Genomic DNA, 18563 nt, shown 5'->3' on the forward strand with positions numbered 1-18563 from the left:
TACAGCTACTACGGTTTACACAACTGGAAGCGCACTCCGTTCGTTTACTTACCTGTCATCCACAACCGATAGTTAATGGAGTGCGCTTTCATGTTGTGTGCCGGGATTCCACCGGCTCCCATCTGTTTTTTAAGCCACTCAGATATCGTCTGGGCTCCTGGTCTTTCCCGGGTGTCCGTCGCTCATTTCCGACTGTCAGCTTGCTTGATATGGCTCATTGGCTAAGCCTCTACATAATCAGTAGTAGTCACCGTTCCAGCTTAAGGAAGTGGACATACCGCCGTCTCTCCGGCAGTCACCCTTGACGCTTCATCCAGTTTCAGGCCTAAGCCACTTACCAGACGGACGTCACTCGAACTTCGTGTTGCGGGTTACACCTGTACTACGCGTCGAGTCCGCGCCCTGCAGTTAGCCTCTCATACAGGGAAAGCTGTGTTTACGGCAGTAGGTTGCCAGCCAGGCAGCTAAGACACATTGAAGAGAGCACTAAATGATGCTTCTAAACAGCTATCGGTTGGGCATCACGTGGCATTTGCCTGGTGTGCTTATTCACAGATAGTGCTCTCATCGTTGCATCCTCGTCTCTTCCGAGGTGTCACACCTGATCGCCACGCTGGTGAAACGTCTCTGGCTGTCGTACACAACTGGCTTGCACATTCCGGCTACCCGCTGGATCTGGATACTGAAAGGAATCCCCGGACCGCTGCGGCACATGTGCCATATGCCGTACTGCTAACTGTTAGTAGCTAATGAAATCAATATGTACCAATAGTTCAATTATGTAAAGTACCAAAAGTACATTTAATGATTGCAATGCAATAATGTACTGATTTTTCGGGTTATTTATTTTTATCAGATAATGATGTTATGATTAAATAAACATCAGAAAGGGGCGCATTAATGGATTTGGACGATGAAAGGGTAAGTATGATTGTTCATGCCATGGGCAGGGCGGTTATGGATTTGTCGCTCTCAGGCCAGCCATTGACCCAGGAAGCTATCATCAAGAAGCTGGAACAGTATCGCAGAGAAACGGGCAATGTGATCGGCAAGGGAGTTAACAGGGATGCTGCGGAGATAGTGAGGAAAGGTAGTAAGGCTGTGAAGTAAGCATTAAAACCCGGCCTGGCGCCCGGGTCATTTGATAAAGTATTTAGAAAAGACAGCTAAAAGCACAGTTATGACTAGAGCTGTAATGATTTTCCATGTTTGAGCATTCAACTCTTTATGTAGCTCTGTCTTTACTGACTGAATATCTTCTTTTGAAGCTAGCTTGTCTTTGATGATTGCAACATCGATTACAAGGGTTGCGACTTTTGTTTCAAGCTCTTTCACTCTCTGAAGCATATCGTCACCTCCGCCACTGCCGCTACCATGCTCAGTATTATGAGGTGCATAATTTGTGTTTTCAAGGTTAGGACTATTTAATTTAAAAAGCTCTCCCATCTACTCAAAATCCCCCGCTACGATAAAGTGACTTTCCTTAATATCAATTAGATTTCCTTTATTCCCGTCTGCCCCGCTGTCATAGAGGGAAACCTTCGCAGTGTATAAACCTGGGTTTGTTAACCTTATGCCTTTCAGGTAGAAAGAAGAAACGGAGGAGTAGTGATCTTTGTTTGGGTATCCACTGCCTAATACGTTGAAAGTGCTTTCACCATCGAATGTAGGATCAATAACAGATTTATCATTAAAAGTTACGTCAATCTCGTTCCAGTAAATTTTAGATGTATCTGTTAAAAATCCGCACGTCACAACTAATGAATAGATCTTAAGTGGGTCAACATCAAAAAGAACCACGTTTGGAGTGTTAAAACCGGCAGCCGCCATTCCTTCCTGCAATAAAGTGGTATAAACAAATAAAACCTTTTCATAAATCATAATCTTAATTCCGCAGAAAGGAACTTAAACCAGCCGCAGCTTCGTCTCTACAGCTTGTTATACGCTATTGACTCATGGATGAGGGCTTTGCCCATGATGTATAGCTGGTCCTGATTCTCTTCAGTTACGTACCAGTCTTTGTATGCCGGGTTATCTGAAAGCACGGCTAACTGTAATCCCTGCATTTGCAGACGTTTGACATGAAAGTGTTGCCCGAAAACAAATGCATAAACTCCGTCAACCTTGAAGTTCCTCACTGACACATCAAAGAAGAGGCGGTCACCAGATTGAATCGTTGGGCACATGCTGTCACCGTCTACAGTCATGACCTTCACATCGTGCTGAGGTCGGTTACCAAAGAGGGAGCGCGCATGTTCACCTGTGAACTCAATAGCATGCAGAACTTCTACAAACTCAGAAATCATGAACGAGCCTGGCCCCGCACTGACAGTCAGGTCGAGAACGTCGACGCGGTAAACGTCATTGGCAATACTGGCTTGTCTTTTGATAATCCCATCCTCAGAAGAGTCACCTAACAGGTAAGTGGCAGACGTGCCAAGATAAGCTGCTAATTCCTGCAACTTTCCGCGCCTTGGTATTGCTTCCCCGTTAAACCATTTGCTCACAGCTTTAGGTGTTAGCTTCATTTTCTTAGCAATTTCTGCCTGTCGACCATGAATCTGTAAACCAGCTTTTTCACAGGCCAGCGCTAGCCTTTTGGAGAAGTCTTGTCGCGCTCTTTCTTCCTGAACCATGAGTTCAATAATAGGTGTACTTGCGTGAACTATCAGTTCCGTCATAATATGTACTTTAAGTTCATAAAGTGAGGTTCATATGCAAGAGAAAAAACTCCCAACTCTTACCGAAGCAATTAAGGAGATTGGTGTAATTACCATTTCTTCTGCTTGCGGATGTAGTGCTCGTTCCATCTATAAGTGGATGAAAAAAGGATGTCTGCCTCGTACAGATTTTACTGGCGAGACTAACTATGCGGAAAAAATCGCTTTAGCCTCCGAGGGAAAATTCTCAAAGGAATTGATCAAGGCGATTAGTCGTCCCCAAAAGCCTACAGATTCAGCGGTTTGATAGAAACCACAGAAAAGAGGATATGACCGTGGGTATAGAACCTGAATGGAAAGTTGAGAAGCAGCCCGCATGGCTGGTGGCTGCAATCAGGAAGACAATTGCCGCTTTGCCAGGCGGATACGCTGAAGCGGCGGAGATTCTGGACGAAACCCAGAACTCACTCTTTAACCGCCTTCGTGCTGGTGGCGACCAGATCTTTCCGATGGGCTGGGCAATGGTGCTTCAGAGCGCCGCTGGCGTAAGTTACATCGCTGACGCGTTCTCACGTGAAACCGATAACGGAATACACGTTCCCGGCGCCGTGCCTGATGATGAAAACGAAGAGATTGGCCTGAAACTGGCCGAGCTGGTGGGGAGACTTGGTGAGCTGGTCAATGCTTACCGTCATTACATTGAAGATGGTGTAGTTGACCGGAGCGAGTGGCAAAGTCTTAACGATATCGCATATCAGTTCAGGGTCACTCTCATGACGTTCCTGAACCTTATTTCCCGTGTTTATTGCCTCCCAGAAATGGGTGAGGCCCGCGAGTGTGCAGCTCCGGGCCCCTTGGCGTGTCGTATCAGTGGAGAAACTAACGCATGAACAGTGTAACGGTAAACAACCGTCTCCCGCAACTACGTGGTATTCCCGTTATTGGAACCTCGTCGTTTCGGTATGAGCGGATGGTATCAGGCCGCTGGGTTCCATGTAACCACAGCAGGGCTATGGCGATTGTGGGTGTCTGGCGTCGGAAGGGGAGAGCGCTATGCGAGAACTTAACCGCCGTTTCAGAGATCACTATGGCGTCCCGGTGCGGGTCATCAGATGGGAGCCCGAGACTCGACGCGTTATATACCTCCGCGAAGGGTACGATCATGAGTGCTTCAGCCCCCTTGAGCAATTCCAGCGTAAATTTACAGAGTTAAAGGACGACCATGAGCAGAATCTTTGACATCGTCCAGTCAATGTCAGGCCAGAAGAACGTCATTGTTCTTCCCAGGCCGTACCTGCTGTTCTTTAAAGAAGACCAGCAGGCTCATGCGCTGGCAGCAGTTCTTAATAACCTCGTTTTCTGGTCAGCATTTGGGGATGAAGACGGATGGTTCTATAAAACTCACAAGGAGCTTGGAGCTGAGGCGGGCGAATTAACTGAAGACCAGACAGAGCGGCTGGTTAAAAAGTTGGTAAACAAGTATCTGCCTGGCGTGATCGAGACCTGCTCTCGAAAGGTCAATGGTACGCCAACCAAGCATTATCGCATCGACGGCGATGCTCTAATCTCATTAATCTTTCCAGAAAATAACGATTCCGCAAAAGTACGTAATGGAAAACGTGAAGATGCGGAATCAAAACCGCGAAGCTGCGTTTCTCAATCCGCGAATGACAGGAATCTTTGGAGCCGCGAAAGTACGGAATCCTATCTCTATACAGACTTTAATACAGAGTTAAACAAGCAGACTAATAAACCTATTTGTCCGGTTGCGCCGCAACCAGACGGTGATGTGTTGATCACCGATCAGGCTAAACAGGTTTTAACCCATCTGAACCAGGTGACCAGTTCGCGTTATCAGGTTTCAACAACCTCGCTGCAAAACATTCGCGCCCGAATCGGGGAGGGCTTCACCGTTGAAGAGCTGTCGCTGGTAGTGGACTACTGCAACGCCAAGTGGAGCGACGATTTAACAATGGCGGCCTACCTGCGCCCACAAACGCTTTTCCAGCCAACAAAGTTTCCAGCTTACCTGAAGTCCGCTACCAACTGGGCGAATGCCGGAAGGCCAGCGCGTGTTAACGGGAAGTGGGAGCGTGAGGATGGAATCTTCAAATCAAGCTTCCAGAATACCGACTACAGCAAAATCCCCGATGGCTTCAGAGGAGCGAACAAATGATGGAATTAACGCCGCGTCAGAATGAAGTGTTCGAAGCTATCAAGGTTCATATCGAAAAGGCTGGCTTCCCACCTACGATGCTGGAGCTTGCCGGATTAATTGGATGCGCATCACCGAACGCTGCTGTAGCGCACGTGAAGTCACTTAAGAAAAAGGGTTACATCACAGTTGCTCCTGGCGCAGCCAGGGGCATTACCGTCGTCAAAACGGAATGGGATGCAGATCCAGTGACGATCATCAAAGACCTGCTATCCGGTGGAGATAAGGCCAGAGATAACGCTGTTGAATGGCTGAAAAAACAGGGAGTGACGTTATGAAACTGGTGCTCCCGTTCCCACCGAGCGTAAACACATACTGGCGAGCCCCAAATAAGGGGCCGTTAAAGGGCCGCCATTTAATCAGCGCCAAAGGCAGGGCATATCAAAGCGCGGCCTGTGTCGCCATTGTCGAGCAGCTTCGCTTCCTTCCAAAGCCATCAACAGCACCTGCTGCCGTCGAAATTATATTGTACCCACCAGACGAACGCCGCCGCGACATCGACAACTACAACAAGGCGTTGTTTGACGCGCTCACGCACGCAGGCATTTGGGAGGATGACAGCCAGGTGCAGAGAATGCTGGTGGAGTGGGGGCCGAAGGTACCGGGTGGACGTGTAGAAATATCCATCAAGAAACATGAACCTCTGGCGGGTGCAGCCGCCTGATAAGTGGAGAAGAGCATGAATCAGATGAACATCACCGTAACGTGTCCTACGCACCATGCCGCCGCGATAGGTCAGCAGATAACGATGTCCAGTCGTGAAATTGCGAAGCTGGTCGATTCCCGTCACAGCAATGTCTGCGTAACCATCGAGCGACTGATGAAATCCGGCGTTATTGGGGGGTATGCTGCAATGCAGTACACCCATCCTCAGAACCAGCAGACTTACCATTACTACGAAGTTAACAAGCGAGACAGCTATGTGATCGTCGCGCAGCTGTGCCCGGAGTTTACTGCCCGTCTGGTTGATCGCTGGCAGGAACTGGAGAGCGGGGCCGGGATGGTTGTTCCAGAAACACTCCCTGAAGCGCTCCGGCTCGCCGCTGATCTTGCTGAACAGAAGCAACGTCTGAGTGAAGAACTGGCAATTGCCGCACCGAAGGCTGAATTTGTTGATCGCTACGTCAAAGCCACCGGGTCAATGACATTCCGGCAGGTTGCCAAGCTCCTTAACGCCAAAGAACCCGAGTTCGCGATGTTCCTCATTGAGAACGGCATCATGTACCGCCTGAACCGCGTGCTTACTCCGAAGAGTAAACACATCGAAGCAGGCCGATTTGAAGTTAAGACCGGGACCACCAACCAGACCAACTATGCGTTCAATCAGTCTCGTTTCACGGCGAAAGGGGTGCGCTGGATAGGTGGACTTTGGGCAGAGCATGTCGCGAAGGGGCAAATTGCGTGAGAGCCATACTGACGCCTGAAATTGCGCCGATGTCCGGGGTGGTTCTGTTCCGCCCTGGTAACGAACTGCTCTGGCTATTCCGTCAGGGAAGGGTAGTTATTGAGCCACCATCCGAAGCCATCCAGCATCTGCCATCTGGATTAATCCCTGAAGCCCACCAGCCCCTGACTGACGATGCCAACATGCAGGCTATTTTCGTTAACGAGAGGGTCATTCAGCGAGCTGGTGGATTGAGTAGCCTTGATGCCTGGCTGGAGAGAAAATTTGAATGCCAATGGCCTCACACTGACTGGCATGCCAGTGACTTTACGGTTATGCGCCACGCTCCGGGGAGCATTCGTCTTTGTTGGTCATGTGATAACCATTTACGTGAGCAAACCACTGAAAGACTGGCAGGAATTGCCATGCAGAACCTGGTAAAATGGCTTCTGGAAAGGGTGAATATTGATTTAGGTTTCAGCGCTGACCACACTCTTTCGCTTCCTGAGTTCTGCTGGTGGATGGTACGTAACGATCTTGCTGACCTTGTTCCTGAATCAGTGGCGAGCAAAGCCCTCAGGATTAAGCCTGAATCGCACACTTCAGTAATGCGGGAAAGCGACATTGTTCCGTCATTACCGGCGACTGAAATCCTCCAGGAGAAGGTTAAAAAGATAGTCTCGGTGAAAGTCGATCCTGAATCACCGGAATCTTTCATGCTGAGGCCAAAGCGCCGCCGCTGGGAGAACGATAAGTACACCCGCTGGGTTAAGTCGCAGCAGTGCAGTTGCTGCAATAACCCGGCAGACGACCCCCACCACCTGATAGGCCACGGGCAGGGTGGAATGGGTACCAAAGCGCACGACCTGTTTGTGATACCGCTGTGCAGAGCGCATCACGATGAGTTGCACGCTGATCCTGTGGCATTTGAAGCGAAATACGGTGACCAGTTAACGCTGCTGTTTCGGTTTTTAGATCGTGCGCTGGCAATCGGCGTACTGGCGTAAGTGGAGACGCAAATGATCAATCCTTCAGAAGTAGGCAAATCCGGCGAGTTGGTTCGCCTTCGCACTCTCGAAAGTATCTGGGTACAGGGAAAGCTCCGCATGTGGGGCCGTTGGTCTTATATTGGTGGTGGCTCGGGCGGAAACATGTTCAACCAGCTGCTGGCATCCGGGAAAATAACCAAATCCGCCATCAACGATGCGCTGCGCCGCATGAAGAAATCCGGCATCACTAAACCCGAGCTGGAAGCATACCTGCGTGAAATCCTCGACAGTAAAAACAAAACTGGCCTGGCGTTCTGCTCAGACGAGGAGGGGCTAAAGATTGACGGCGTTATTGCTGCGGTATTAATGAACGAAGAATACCGTGGGCTGTATGGCGTGATTGTTGATCGTCATCGTCTGCGTAAAAGCAAACTCCAGATGGCTAAAGAGCTTAATTCAAAACACCCCGACTGGACCCTCATCACATGCCGTCGTCGCATTGATACATGGGTTAGTCTTGCAGAATCGATGCTTTACGCACCACTTTGTGACGCATTCGGCACAAATAGCGACAGATTTAAGTTGCAGAGTGAGCAGGAAAGTGCTTAAATTGTGGTAGGCTCGGGACAGTAAAGCGTACTGAGCAACAAATCAAAACATAAACCCGCCACTGCCGCGGGTTTTTTAATTTAAGGGCTGCCTCCGGGTGGCCTTTTTTGTTTCCCCTCGTTCTGAGAGGACTCACGGCAATAAGAGGGGGCTAAATGTCCGATCCTGTTTCTGGCACTACGGTAGCGGCTGGTGGTCTGATGGGGGCCAGCATGTTCGGCCTGGCAACCGGCATTGATTATGGTGTGGTGTTTGGCGCATTCGCTGGTGCAGTGTTCTATGTCGCTACGGCGGTTAATATCAGCCGCCTTAAGCTGGTGGGCTACTTCATCACCTCATTCATCTTCGGCGTTATTGGCGCTCCACTTCTTGGCTCTTACTTCTCCAAATGGACGGGGTATAGCGACAGGCCACTTGATGCGCTTGGCGCGGTAATCGTAGCCGCTATTGCTATTAAGCTGCTGACGTTCGTCAACAGTCAGGATTTGGGTAGCCTGTTTGGAATTCTCTCGCGTTTACGTGGTGGAGGGGCCAGCAATGGTAACAAGTGATCCGAGTGCAATGGCAAACGCAATTATCTCTGCTGTTATCGTTATTGCACTGATGTTCTACCAGCGTGGCGGGGCGAGACATCGCCCTCTGATATCGCTGATGGCTTATTTCACGGTGCTGGTATACGCCAGTGTCCCTTTCCGTTATTTGTTCGGCCTGTACCATGAATCCCACTGGTTTGTGGTGTTGGTGAACGTCCTGATTTGTGCTGCCGTTCTCTGGGCTCGGGGAAACGTAGCACGTCTGGTTGATGCACTGAGGCACTAATGAACCAATCACAATTTCAGAGGGCGGCTGGTATCAGCGCCGGGTTAGCTGCGCGCTGGTTTCCGCATATCGACGCCGCTATGAAGGAATACGGCATAACCACACCGCTTGATCAGGCGATGTTTATTGCCCAGATGGGGCATGAAAGCACCAGATTCACCCGGCTGGTGGAAAACCTGAATTACGCTGCTGAAAACCTGGTACCGACGTTCGGCAGCCACCGCATCACTCCACAGCAGGCCGCCGCACTTGGCAGAACGGCAGAGCACCCGGCTAATCAGAGAGCGATCGCCAATCTGGTATACGGTGGTGAGTGGGGAAAAGAACACCTGGGCAATCAGGTTGCCGGTGATGGATGGAAATATCGCGGTCGCGGCCTGAAGCAAATCACCGGGCTCAGCAATTATCGCAACTGTGGCCACGCGCTGAAGCTGGACCTTGTAACCCAGCCTGAATTGCTTGAACAGGATGAATACGCCGCGCGCTCAGCCGCATGGTTCTATGTCTCTCGCGGTTGCCTGCTTCATTCCGGTGACGTGGAGCGCGTGACACTCCTTATAAATGGCGGCAGAAACGGGTTGGATAAACGCCGCGCGCTGTTTAACCTGGCGAAATCAGTTCTGGTGTGAGGTGAATGTGGGTATCGAAACGATAATAGGGCTGGCCGCACTGGTCATTTCCGCCATTGCAGGCGCTTTTGGCCTGGGCCATATCCGCGGTACCAGCAAAGCGGAAGCTAAAGCCGATCAGCAACGCACTGAAGAGAAGGCCGCCGCCACTGAAGCAGTAGCAGAGCGCCGTGTTGAAGCAACGAAAGAGGCCAGCAATGTACAGCAGACTGTTAACCATATGCCTGGCGACGATGTTGATCGCGAGCTGCGGGACAACTGGACCCGTAAGGGTTGAGGTGGTGGACACGGCTTGCGACTGGGTTAAACCCATCTACGGCACAGCGCACGACTGGGATGTACTGGACCACCAGACGAAGAAAGACATCCTGGCGCATAACAAAGCGTGGCAGGCGAACTGCCATAAGGAGAAAGGCGATTTGAAGTAGCAGAGCGGTAAGACCGCAGCCGAAAGGCAATGCAGCAGTCATGATGCTGCCCTGAGTCGCCAGTGTGTGAGCCTGTGTAGTGATGGGTCAAGGGTTCTATATCAAAACAAGCTCCGGTAAAGCAGCGCGAACGCCAGACGCGCACCGGTTATAAGCGGCGATGAAGCGACAGCAACTCAATGGTATGAGCGAGCCCACTGCGAGAGTGTGGGCTTCATTAGCTGTATCCGCGTAAAAATGCTAAATTGACCCCACGAAATGTCGCTGGGGAATGGCTATGAAAAGAGGTGTTGTTTTCACGGTACGCGAGCTTCTGAAAGTTAATGGTGGAAAAGGATTCACTACGGGTAGAGGTATTTCTACAGAAGAACTTAATTATTTGATGTTGTACTGGGATAAACTTGTTTCTCCAACTAATAATATTATCCATATTAGTTTAGCAAATGAAGAGGAACTGGAAAATTGTGGAGTCCTTTACCGACCAAAGTTTACCCAACAAGGGGGTATGGATGGTGCTAGGATGACAGAATTTCATGCTTTTACCCATGTAGAAGCTTTAAATATGATGAGAAAAAATGAGCGCGAAGTTGATTGGCGTATGCATTTTTTTAATAACGAAGTTTCAATTCCTCAGGAAGCTGCACAACAAAAAGAAGTTGTGAGATTCGAGTTAGCTGAACTTTTACCAGTTCCACCAAAAGATACACCTCTACAAGAGATACTAGAATTCAAAGAAAGGCGTAGCGACGAACTTCAAGCACTACATGGTTATCTTGATGAACTTTATTTGGAAGTGTTAAATTCGGGCGACTTTAATTTACAACGAGCCAATGCCCTTTCAGGCCTGAGGGCGTCTCTTGAAGATCTTAATAAGTTAAATAGCCAAGGTTGGAGAAGCCCATTAAAATTCAATCTTTCTACAGCTTTTGAATTTGATTTGAACCAGGTAATTAGTGGAGGTGCAACCGCTTATGCAGCCTTAAACTCATCACGACCACTTGAAGTGTTAAGTGTCGGTGCGGTTGTTACATTACTAGGCGGTTTTATCAAAGTTAAGCCTCAACTTCAAAATGTTCTCAAAAATGGCGATCCTAAATTGGCATATCTCACTAACGCTACTAGAGAAGGCATACTTGAAAAGTAAAAAAATAGGTGAAAATTAACATTTAGGATTAGCCTTGCTTATTAGTAAAAAGCCATAATTGAATTGTTATGGCTTTTTTATTGCGCATCGCACGCGCACATTAAAGAAAGTCTTTCAGCTGTGAGCCTGGGCAAACCGTTAACTTTCGGCGGCTTTGCCGTGCGACAGGCTCACGTCTAAAAGGAAAATCAAATGCAGGTCACTATTGATGGTGTTCCGTTTGTGCCTGCCTGCGCTTCAGCGTCACGGATTGGCATTGCCATTACTACCCACAACCGGCCAGACGTTTTAAAACGCGCTATTGAGCAGCACGTGAAACATCTGCCCGCTGGGGCGCTGGTGGTGGTTATCGACGACGGCTCTAAACCTGCCGCCGTAGTACCTGACTGCGTGCAGCTGCGTCGCCATGAAACATCACTTGGCATTGTTGCTTCGAAGAACGCCAGTTTAACAGCGCTGATGGACGCCGGGTGTGAACATCTTTTCCTTTGGGACGATGATGCTTTTCCGATTGCTGATAACTGGCACTTGCCATACATCGAATCACCCGAACCGCACCTGGCTTACCAGTTTCTGGATCTTGCTGGCACGAACAAGCTGAATGACCTTTCTGAGCTTTACCGTGACGATCAGCATGTGGCTTACACCGGGCAGCGCGGCGTGATGCTGTATTACCACCGCAGCGCTATCGAGAAGGTTGGCGGTTTCGATCCGGTTTACGGACGCGGCATGTACGAACACAGTGACCTCGCGCTACGTATCCATAACGCTGGCCTGACGACGTGGGCTTACGGTGATGTGGTCGGTTCAGAAAAGCTAATCCATTCTCTCGATGAGCATGAAGCCGTAGAGCGTTCGGTACCGCGTCCCGACCGACAGGCGCTGGTGGAACGTAACGTGAAGATCCACAACGAACGGCGTGATGCAGGTTTTACTGGTTACGTTGAATACCGCCAGCAGCGTGACGTGGTAATCACAACGCTGCTCACCAGTCAGCCTGACCCGCAGCGCGGCACGAAAATGGCGGCCTCGCCTGACATGCTGAGCAAATGGGCGGCCTCGCTTTGCCAGTGTGGGCGTATAGCGCTGGTAGATGAATTACTGACGGCTCCGACAGATGTTGAGCTATGTCGCGTTCCTGACGTGAAGATGAATGTCTACTTTCGTCGCTGGTTGCACATCTGGCAGCACCTGCGAGATCACCCTGAATACCGGTTCGTCTGGTGTACCGATGGTACTGATGTCGAAATGCTTCGCGCGCCGTGGGAAGAAATGGAGCCAGGGAAGTTGTACGTCGGTTCAGAACCAAAGACCTACGCCGATACCTGGGCAAAGCAGAATCATCCGGAGCGCATCTATCAAGAGTTCATTGAAGAGCATCGCAACGATGTGATGCTAAACGCTGGGCTGCTGGGTGGTACCCGCGCTGATGTGATGGCGTTCGCCCACGGAATTATTCGCCTTTACTACCGGATCGAGAGTTATCGTTTCTGGAAGAAAGAACAGGCTGGCGCCGGGGTAGGTGACATGCTGGCGTTCGGTATTGTCGCGCAGTCATTTGCTGACAGGCTGGTTACCGGCCCTCTGGTGCATACAGTGTTCAAAACTGATGGTGTTGGTAAAGAGTCAGCGTGGTGGAAACATAAATAAATGGAGACAAACATGACACTCATAGAGCGCCTTAAAATTCTTGAGAAAAAGGTTGAAGCGATGGAATCAGCGACCCTTAAACAGATCGCTGAAAGTAATATTAGCAATGGATTAATAAAATCGCTTGTTCGGAAAAATTAGTTTTCAACGTTGAAGTTGGTCTGCTCGATTTTATCAGCCAGTGAGGAGAAGGCCTGTGGTGCACCTTCGACTTGCTTGTTGCTATTTGCCCAAAGTCTGAGATTTTTCACAACATCCGTTTTTACGGATGGCAGTGCCGTGGAAACGGCTGCCAAAGTAACAGTTAAAGCTGCTTCAAGTGCTTCAATCTTCCGATATAGCTCGATTTGATCTTGCTTGATAGTAGGCATTTCTTTTCCTTAGCCAGAGGTGTTCAGCCATAGCTCCAGCATTATGTACGCCAGTGTCCCACCACTGACGGGCTGAGTGCTTACCTTAACCAGGGTTAAAGCGAAGCAACACCCTGATATTCAGACAGTAGTCGCCATCGTGCGGCTTTTTTATTGGAGATTCGCTGGTGGCTGAAGAGATTAAGTTTGTGGTGGTCGGCCATCATACCCGCTTAGGACATGCACAACGTCTTGCTGCGCTGCTGCATGCTCATCTGCTGGTTGATGACGATAACCACGGCGCGAACTGGAATCATCGGCGTGCGCTTGAGTGGGCAGCAGAGCAAACATGCCGGGTGGTAGTGTTGGAAGATGACGCGCTGCCGGTACATGGATTCACCGAAAAGGTAACTGACTGGCTGGTTCGTTTCCCTGACGACATGCTGAGCTTTTATCTCGGTACCGGGCGGCCTCCACAGTATCAAATGCAGATTGCTGAGCGGCTAATCGTGGCTGATAAGACACGCGCTGATTGCATCACGCTGTCGAGACTCATTCATGGCGTTTGCTATAGCGTCCCTCCTGAGCATGTGCATCGCGTGCTATCCCGTTGGGATAACAGCAAGCCCGCCGATTACGCTGTAGGTGATGCATGGGGGGGCTCAGTGATCTATCCGTGTTACTCGCTGGTGGACCATGCAGATGGTGAACCGGTTGAGCGTCACCCTGACTCAGCGCCACGTACAGAACGCCGTCGGGCGTGGAAGTTAGCCTGATGCCTGCGTTAATACCGAGAGCATGCCGCAAGCGTGGCTGTCCTGGCACAACAACAGACCGCTCAGGCTATTGTCCCCAGCACCTTAACGAAGGCTGGCAGCAGCATCAGCGAGGACAGAGCAGACATCAGCGAGGTTATGGCAGCAAATGGGACAGGCTGCGCCCAATCGTTCTCGATAGAGACAAACACCTTTGTCAGGAATGCCTGCGAAATGGAAGGTATACACCCGCTGAGACGGTGGACCACATCACCGCCAAAGCAAATGGGGGGACCGATGACCTGTCCAACCTCGAAAGCCTCTGCAAGCCTTGCCACAGGGCGAAGACAGCGGTCGAAAGACTCAAATGACATCAATTCTCATTTGAATCGACCGAGGGGAAGGGCGGGTTGAAAGTTCAGGAACGACGCGCCAAAGGACCGCCGCCTAACCTCTTTTCACATCGCCGCAGGTTAGAAAACTTTTTTATGGGGTCCCCCATTCGATGATTAATAGGAGTTTTCGATTATGTCTGGACCACCGAAAACCCCGACCCATCTACGTTTGGTGAGGGGTAACCCATCTAAACGCCCGATCAATGAGAATGAACCAAAACCCGCTGCTGGGGTACCCCCAACGCCGAAGCATTTCGACAAGCAGGGGAAATACTGGTTCAGGCGTATGGCTGAAGAGCTCGATGCGCTTGGCGTCATGTCGCAGCTGGACGCGAGAGCGCTTGAGCTTCTGGTTGAGGTTTACACCGAGTACCGGCATCACTGCGATACGCTGGAGAGAGAAGGCTACACCTACGCCGTTTATAGCGACGAAGAGCCAGACGAAGGCAAAGAGCGAGAGATTCGCATGATCAAGGCTCACCCGGCCGCCATTATGAAAGCTGATGCCTGGAAACGTCTGCGCGCCATGCTCGGTGAGTTCGGCATGACGCCAGCCAGCCGCTCTAAAGTTAATGCAAAAGGTCCTGATGCGGTTGATCCGCTGGCCGAGTTTATGAAAGCGAGGGATTAATGGCTAAGGTTGCAGAAGGCATCCGCTATGCCGAGAGGGTGGTGGCGGGGGAAATTATTGCCTGTGAGTATGTGCGCCTTGCCTGTCAGCGTTTTCTTGACGATCTGGCACACGGCGAAGAGCGCGGTATTTTCTTCAGTGAGCCGCGCGCGCAACACATTCTGAATTTCTATAATTTTGTGCCTCACGTCAAAGGCGCGCTAGCAGGCCAGCCTATTGAGCTGATGGACTGGCACGTTTTCATCCTGATTAATATTTTTGGTTTCGTTATCCCGCTGGTTAACGAAGAAACGGGAGAAACCGTCCTGCGTAACGACGGCAGCGGTCGGCCGGTGATGGTCCGGCGTTTCCGTACAGCAGATGTTGAGGTGGCCCGTAAAAATGCCAAATCAACGCTTTGCTCCGGCGTGGGCCTTTATATGGCTGGTGCCGACGGCGAGGGCGGTGCGGAGGTTTATTCCGCTGCAACCACCCGAGACCAGGCGAGAATTGTTTTTGAAGACGCGAAGAATATGGTCAAGAAGGCGAAAGCCACACTTGGGCGGATCTTCGAATTCAACAAGCTCGCTATTTACCAGGAGCAAACGGCGTCTAAGTTCGAGCCATTATCATCAGATGCGAACAACCTCGATGGTCTGAACATCCACTGCGCCATCGTTGACGAGCTGCATGCTCACAAAACCCGTGACGTCTGGGACGTTCTGGAGACAGCAACCGGCGCGCGTCTGCAATCGCTGCTTTTCGGTATCACCACAGCCGGTTTCAACAAAGAAGGTATCTGCTACGAACTGCGTGATTACGCCATCAAGGTGCTGCGTGGGCTGGTAAAAGACGATACGTTTTTTGCCATCATCTACACCTTAGATGAAGGTGACGATCCTTTCGATGAAAAAGTCTGGCAGAAGGCGAATCCGGGGCTGGGTATCTGTAAGCGCTGGGATGACCTGCGCCGCCTGGCTAAAAAGGCGAAAGAGCAGGTTTCGGCCAGAATCAACTTTTTCACCAAGCACATGAATATCTGGGTTACCGCTGAGTCAGCCTGGATGGACATGATGAAATGGGAGAAATGCGAGTTTATCGCCCCGCAGCACGAACTTAAAACCTATCCCTCCTGGGTGGGCGTTGACCTGTCAAACAAAATTGATATCTGTGCGGCCGCTAAAGTCTGGCGCGCGCCAGATGGCCACGTTCATGCTGATTTCAAATTCTGGCTACCGGAAGGACGCCTTGAGAAATGTTCACGCCAGATGGCAGAGCTCTATCGTAAGTGGGCCGGGATAGACAAGCTGATCCTTACCGACGGGGATGTAATCGACCATGCTCAGATTAAGGAAGAGCTACAGCTGTGGGTAGCTGGCGAGAGCCTGAAAGAAATTGGATTCGACCCGTGGAGTGCGACGCAGTTCAGCCTTGCGCTGGCAGAAGAAGGGTTGCCGCTGGTGGAAGTGCCGCAGACGGTTCGCAATTTCTCTGAGGCGATGAAAGAGGTCGAAGCGCTGGTATACGGTGGCCGCTTCCATCACAGCGATCACCCGGTGATGAACTGGATGATGTCCAACGTAACCGTCAAACCTGACCGGAACGAGAACATTTTCCCGAATAAGTCCACACCAGAGGCCAAAATTGATGGCCCTGCGGCCTTATTCACAGCAATGAGCCGCGTTCTGGTTAACGGTGGCAACGACCAGCAGGATCTCTCCGGATTCTTCAATAATCCCATCATGGTAGGTTTCTGATGAAAAAAAACAAACGGCCAGGCAGGGTTAAAAGTGCTCTGCTTAACTGGCTTGGTGTGCCTATCAGCCTGACTACCGGCACATTCTGGGAGGAATGGTTTGGTACCAGCAGCAGCGGAAAGGTGGTAACGGCCGATAAAGCCATCCAGCTATCGGCTGTGTGGGCATGTGTAAGACTGTTAAGCGAGTCTATTTCAACGCTTCCGCTGAAAATATACGTTCGACAGCCTGACGGTTCTCGTAAAGCGGCAACCGATCATCCGGCCTATTCGATACTGTGCCGCCGACCCAATTCAGAAATGACACCATCACGCTTTATGTTGATGGTTGTCGCCAGTATTTGCCTGCGCGGGAACGCCTTCATTGAGAAGAAATTCATCGCAAACCGCCTGGTTTCGCTGGTGCCTTTGCTGCCGCAGAACATGGTGGTTAAACGTCTCACGACCGGGGCGCTGGAATACAAATACACTGAAAACGGTAACGAGCGCGTCATTCCCGTCAAAAACATCATGCACATTCGCGGGTTCGGTCTTGACGGTGTTTGCGGCATGATGCCGATGAAAACAGGCCGGGATGTGATCGGTTCTGCAATGGCGGTTGAGGAGTCTGCTGCGAAGATATTTGAACAGGGGCTTCAGAGTTCAGGTTTTCTCTCCGCTGAGAATGCGCTGTCTGACGAACAACGTGAAAGACTTCGCAGCTACATGGCTGCATTTACCGGTTCAAAAAACGCCGGGAAAATCATGGTGCTTGAAGGCGGATTGAAGTACCAGGGCGTCACCATGAATCCCGAAGACGCCCAGATGCTGGAAAGCCGCTCTTTCAGTATTGAGGAAATCTGTCGCTGGTTTCGCGTTCCGCCTTTCATGGTCGGTCACACCACGAAGCAAAGCAGCTGGGCATCCAGTCTGGAGGGCATGAACCTCCAGTTCCTGACACATACCCTGCGACCCCTGTTGGTGAACATAGAACAGGAAATAGGACGGTGCCTGCTGGACAGCGATGATGAGGTGTTCGCGGAGTTCTCTGTAGAAGGACTGCTGCGCGCCGACAGCGCGGGCCGTGCTGCGTACTATACCAGCGCGCTCCAGAATGGGTGGATGTCCCGCAATGACGTGCGCCGTCTTGAGAATATGCCACCGATTGAAGGGGGTGACATTTACACCGTTCAGCTCAACCTGACGCAACTGAAAAATCTCGAAAGCAGCAATCCTGCTGTGCAGGCTCTGGCCCTGAGAGAACTGCATAACCACATATTCCCTGACATTTCCTTTGAACAATCTCCGCTGAAACAGGCCGCTTAGGAGCACTTTCCTGATGAGCAAAAAACAACTTCCGGCAGCACCGGCGGGTCGCCCCTGCGCGCGGGTCACCTGTGAAACTTTACCCTCCGCCCTGGATCGCTGGGATGGCGGGATCAAAGCTGCGGCCACCGACGACAACAGTATTTCTGTTTTTGATGTGATCGGACAGGACTACTGGGGTGAAGGCGTAACAGCCAAACGTATCGCCGGTGCGCTACGGGCGATGAATGGCGCCGACGTCACGGTCAATATCAACTCCCCTGGCGGTGACATGTTCGAAGGCCTGGCAATCTACAACCTTCTGCGTGAATACGAAGGCCGTGTGACGGTGAAGGTGCTCGGAATTGCCGCCAGTGCCGCCTCAGTCATTGCGATGGCCGGGGATGATATTCAGATCGGTCGTGGTGCATTTCTGATGATCCACAACTGCTGGGTCTACGCGATGGGTAACCGCCATGACTTTGCGGAACTGGCACAGTCTCTGGAGCCATTCGATAACGCTATGGCAGACATCTACGCGGCGCGTTCCGGTCTTGATATGGCAGCTGTTCAGAAACTGATGGATGCCGAGAGTTATATCGGTGGCAGTGACGCTGTGGCGAAGGGACTGGCAGACAGCCTTCTTTCTGCTGATGCGGTCAGTGATAGCGATGAATCACCCGCGGCCGCGCTTCGAAAACTTGATGCGCTGCTGGCTAAAACCAACACCCCGCGCTCTGAGCGCAGAAAACTCATTAAAGCCTTATCCGGTGGCATGCCTGGCGCTGTCACCACCAACGACGGTACGCCGGGCGCTGCCGAAGAGATCAAACCTGAAACCCTCAATTCACTTGAAAGCGCTCTTGCGGCGTTAGTCAAATAAGGA

27 protein-coding genes are annotated in these 18563 nt (G+C 50.9%); 23 read left to right on the plus strand and 4 right to left on the minus strand.

Features of this window, described 5'->3' with window-relative positions; genetic code table 11:
* Positions 1–900: 900 nt before the first annotated feature.
* Complete coding sequence (locus KTH07_RS06590) at positions 901–1110, plus strand: hypothetical protein (RefSeq protein WP_032103842.1); 210 nt, start codon at positions 901–903, stop codon at positions 1108–1110.
* 27 nt (positions 1111–1137) lie between these two features.
* On the opposite strand, the gene KTH07_RS06595 is transcribed toward KTH07_RS06590, so the two are convergent.
* From KTH07_RS06595 to KTH07_RS06605, 3 genes are read right to left on the minus strand one after another with little or no spacing between them, the layout of a single operon-like run.
* Complete coding sequence (locus tag KTH07_RS06595; protein ID WP_234834305.1) at positions 1138–1446, minus strand: hypothetical protein; 309 nt, start codon at positions 1444–1446, stop codon at positions 1138–1140.
* Positions 1447–1881, minus strand: a complete 435-nt coding sequence (locus KTH07_RS06600) for a hypothetical protein (protein ID WP_063161758.1) — start codon at positions 1879–1881, stop codon at positions 1447–1449.
* A gap of 47 nt (positions 1882–1928) precedes the next feature.
* Positions 1929–2681 (minus strand): S24 family peptidase, encoded by a 753-nt coding sequence (locus KTH07_RS06605; RefSeq protein ID WP_032103837.1) that lies wholly within the window; start codon positions 2679–2681, stop codon positions 1929–1931.
* A 34-nt stretch (positions 2682–2715) separates the two neighbouring features.
* On the opposite strand from KTH07_RS06605, the gene KTH07_RS06610 reads away from it, so the two are divergent.
* From KTH07_RS06610 to KTH07_RS06685, 16 genes are all read left to right on the plus strand, one after another.
* Positions 2716–2967, plus strand: a complete 252-nt coding sequence (locus KTH07_RS06610; protein WP_071842884.1) for a hypothetical protein — start codon at positions 2716–2718, stop codon at positions 2965–2967.
* Positions 2968–2989: 22 nt separating this feature from the next.
* The gene (locus KTH07_RS06615; RefSeq protein ID WP_006809184.1) at positions 2990–3550 is read left to right on the plus strand and encodes a YmfL family putative regulatory protein; all 561 of its coding nucleotides are present in this window, start codon (positions 2990–2992) and stop codon (positions 3548–3550) included.
* A 163-nt stretch (positions 3551–3713) separates the two neighbouring features.
* Positions 3714–3899, plus strand: a complete 186-nt coding sequence (locus tag KTH07_RS06620; RefSeq protein ID WP_032673528.1) for a DUF4222 domain-containing protein — start codon at positions 3714–3716, stop codon at positions 3897–3899.
* Positions 3883–4836, plus strand: a complete 954-nt coding sequence (locus tag KTH07_RS06625; protein WP_075606895.1) for a conserved phage C-terminal domain-containing protein — start codon at positions 3883–3885, stop codon at positions 4834–4836. Before KTH07_RS06620 ends, KTH07_RS06625 begins: the two co-directional genes overlap by 17 nt.
* Complete coding sequence (locus KTH07_RS06630) at positions 4833–5153, plus strand: LexA family transcriptional regulator (protein ID WP_075606896.1); 321 nt, start codon at positions 4833–4835, stop codon at positions 5151–5153. Before KTH07_RS06625 ends, KTH07_RS06630 begins: the two co-directional genes overlap by 4 nt.
* Positions 5150–5539 carry a RusA family crossover junction endodeoxyribonuclease gene (locus tag KTH07_RS06635; protein ID WP_045326198.1) on the plus strand — a complete coding sequence of 130 codons (390 nt, stop codon included), beginning with the start codon at positions 5150–5152 and terminating at the stop codon, positions 5537–5539. Before KTH07_RS06630 ends, KTH07_RS06635 begins: the two co-directional genes overlap by 4 nt.
* Before the next feature lie 84 nt (positions 5540–5623).
* Positions 5624–6280 carry a phage antirepressor KilAC domain-containing protein gene (locus tag KTH07_RS06640; RefSeq protein ID WP_371822105.1) on the plus strand — a complete coding sequence of 219 codons (657 nt, stop codon included), beginning with the start codon at positions 5624–5626 and terminating at the stop codon, positions 6278–6280.
* On the plus strand, positions 6277–7266 hold the full coding sequence (locus KTH07_RS06645) for a DUF968 domain-containing protein (RefSeq protein WP_075606898.1): 990 nt from the start codon (positions 6277–6279) through the stop codon (positions 7264–7266). The genes KTH07_RS06640 and KTH07_RS06645 overlap by 4 nt, the downstream gene beginning before the upstream one ends.
* Before the next feature lie 12 nt (positions 7267–7278).
* Positions 7279–7857: a DUF1133 family protein gene (locus tag KTH07_RS06650; RefSeq protein WP_075606899.1), complete on the plus strand. Its 579-nt coding sequence runs from the start codon at positions 7279–7281 to the stop codon at positions 7855–7857.
* 155 nt (positions 7858–8012) lie between these two features.
* Entirely contained in the window at positions 8013–8408 is a 396-nt protein-coding gene (locus tag KTH07_RS06655) for a phage holin family protein (protein WP_022648767.1), read from the plus strand.
* Positions 8395–8676 carry a phage holin family protein gene (locus KTH07_RS06660; RefSeq protein WP_022648766.1) on the plus strand — a complete coding sequence of 94 codons (282 nt, stop codon included), beginning with the start codon at positions 8395–8397 and terminating at the stop codon, positions 8674–8676. The genes KTH07_RS06655 and KTH07_RS06660 overlap by 14 nt, the downstream gene beginning before the upstream one ends.
* The gene (locus KTH07_RS06665; RefSeq protein ID WP_058681854.1) at positions 8676–9305 is read left to right on the plus strand and encodes a glycoside hydrolase family 19 protein; all 630 of its coding nucleotides are present in this window, start codon (positions 8676–8678) and stop codon (positions 9303–9305) included. The genes KTH07_RS06660 and KTH07_RS06665 overlap by 1 nt, the downstream gene beginning before the upstream one ends.
* Positions 9306–9312: 7 nt before the next feature.
* Positions 9313–9582, plus strand: a complete 270-nt coding sequence (locus KTH07_RS06670; RefSeq protein WP_047717865.1) for a hypothetical protein — start codon at positions 9313–9315, stop codon at positions 9580–9582.
* 1 nt (position 9583) lies between these two features.
* Entirely contained in the window at positions 9584–9733 is a 150-nt protein-coding gene (locus tag KTH07_RS06675; RefSeq protein WP_250369565.1) for a hypothetical protein, read from the plus strand.
* A gap of 277 nt (positions 9734–10010) precedes the next feature.
* Entirely contained in the window at positions 10011–10877 is an 867-nt protein-coding gene (locus KTH07_RS06680) for a DUF6236 family protein (protein WP_045350166.1), read from the plus strand.
* Positions 10878–11069: 192 nt separating this feature from the next.
* Complete coding sequence (locus KTH07_RS06685) at positions 11070–12527, plus strand: glycosyltransferase family 2 protein (RefSeq protein ID WP_075606901.1); 1458 nt, start codon at positions 11070–11072, stop codon at positions 12525–12527.
* Positions 12528–12664: 137 nt separating this feature from the next.
* Here the strand turns inward: KTH07_RS06685 and KTH07_RS06690 are convergent, their stop codons facing one another.
* Positions 12665–12898, minus strand: coding sequence for a hypothetical protein (locus KTH07_RS06690; RefSeq protein WP_045332655.1), 234 nt, complete (start codon positions 12896–12898; stop codon positions 12665–12667).
* A gap of 167 nt (positions 12899–13065) precedes the next feature.
* Between KTH07_RS06690 and KTH07_RS06695 the strand changes: the two genes are divergently transcribed.
* The 6 genes from KTH07_RS06695 to KTH07_RS06720 all read left to right on the plus strand — a co-directional run bounded on the left by KTH07_RS06695 (position 13066) and on the right by KTH07_RS06720 (position 18560).
* Positions 13066–13653 carry a hypothetical protein gene (locus tag KTH07_RS06695; RefSeq protein ID WP_371822106.1) on the plus strand — a complete coding sequence of 196 codons (588 nt, stop codon included), beginning with the start codon at positions 13066–13068 and terminating at the stop codon, positions 13651–13653.
* On the plus strand, positions 13653–14003 hold the full coding sequence (locus KTH07_RS06700) for an HNH endonuclease (protein ID WP_044703918.1): 351 nt from the start codon (positions 13653–13655) through the stop codon (positions 14001–14003). The genes KTH07_RS06695 and KTH07_RS06700 overlap by 1 nt, the downstream gene beginning before the upstream one ends.
* A 157-nt stretch (positions 14004–14160) precedes the next feature.
* Complete coding sequence (locus KTH07_RS06705) at positions 14161–14658, plus strand: phage terminase small subunit P27 family (RefSeq protein ID WP_045326830.1); 498 nt, start codon at positions 14161–14163, stop codon at positions 14656–14658.
* The gene (locus KTH07_RS06710) at positions 14658–16394 is read left to right on the plus strand and encodes a terminase large subunit (RefSeq protein WP_045342766.1); all 1737 of its coding nucleotides are present in this window, start codon (positions 14658–14660) and stop codon (positions 16392–16394) included. The genes KTH07_RS06705 and KTH07_RS06710 overlap by 1 nt, the downstream gene beginning before the upstream one ends.
* Positions 16394–17698 carry a phage portal protein gene (locus tag KTH07_RS06715; protein ID WP_045342765.1) on the plus strand — a complete coding sequence of 435 codons (1305 nt, stop codon included), beginning with the start codon at positions 16394–16396 and terminating at the stop codon, positions 17696–17698. The genes KTH07_RS06710 and KTH07_RS06715 overlap by 1 nt, the downstream gene beginning before the upstream one ends.
* A gap of 13 nt (positions 17699–17711) precedes the next feature.
* A complete protein-coding gene (locus KTH07_RS06720) occupies positions 17712–18560 on the plus strand; it encodes a head maturation protease, ClpP-related (RefSeq protein WP_045342764.1) in 849 nt (282 codons plus the stop codon).
* Positions 18561–18563 lie beyond the last annotated feature (3 nt).

Origin of the sequence: Enterobacter cloacae complex sp. ECL72, from assembly GCF_019056635.1 — a bacterium.
Classification (GTDB): domain Bacteria; phylum Pseudomonadota; class Gammaproteobacteria; order Enterobacterales; family Enterobacteriaceae; genus Enterobacter; species Enterobacter hormaechei_C.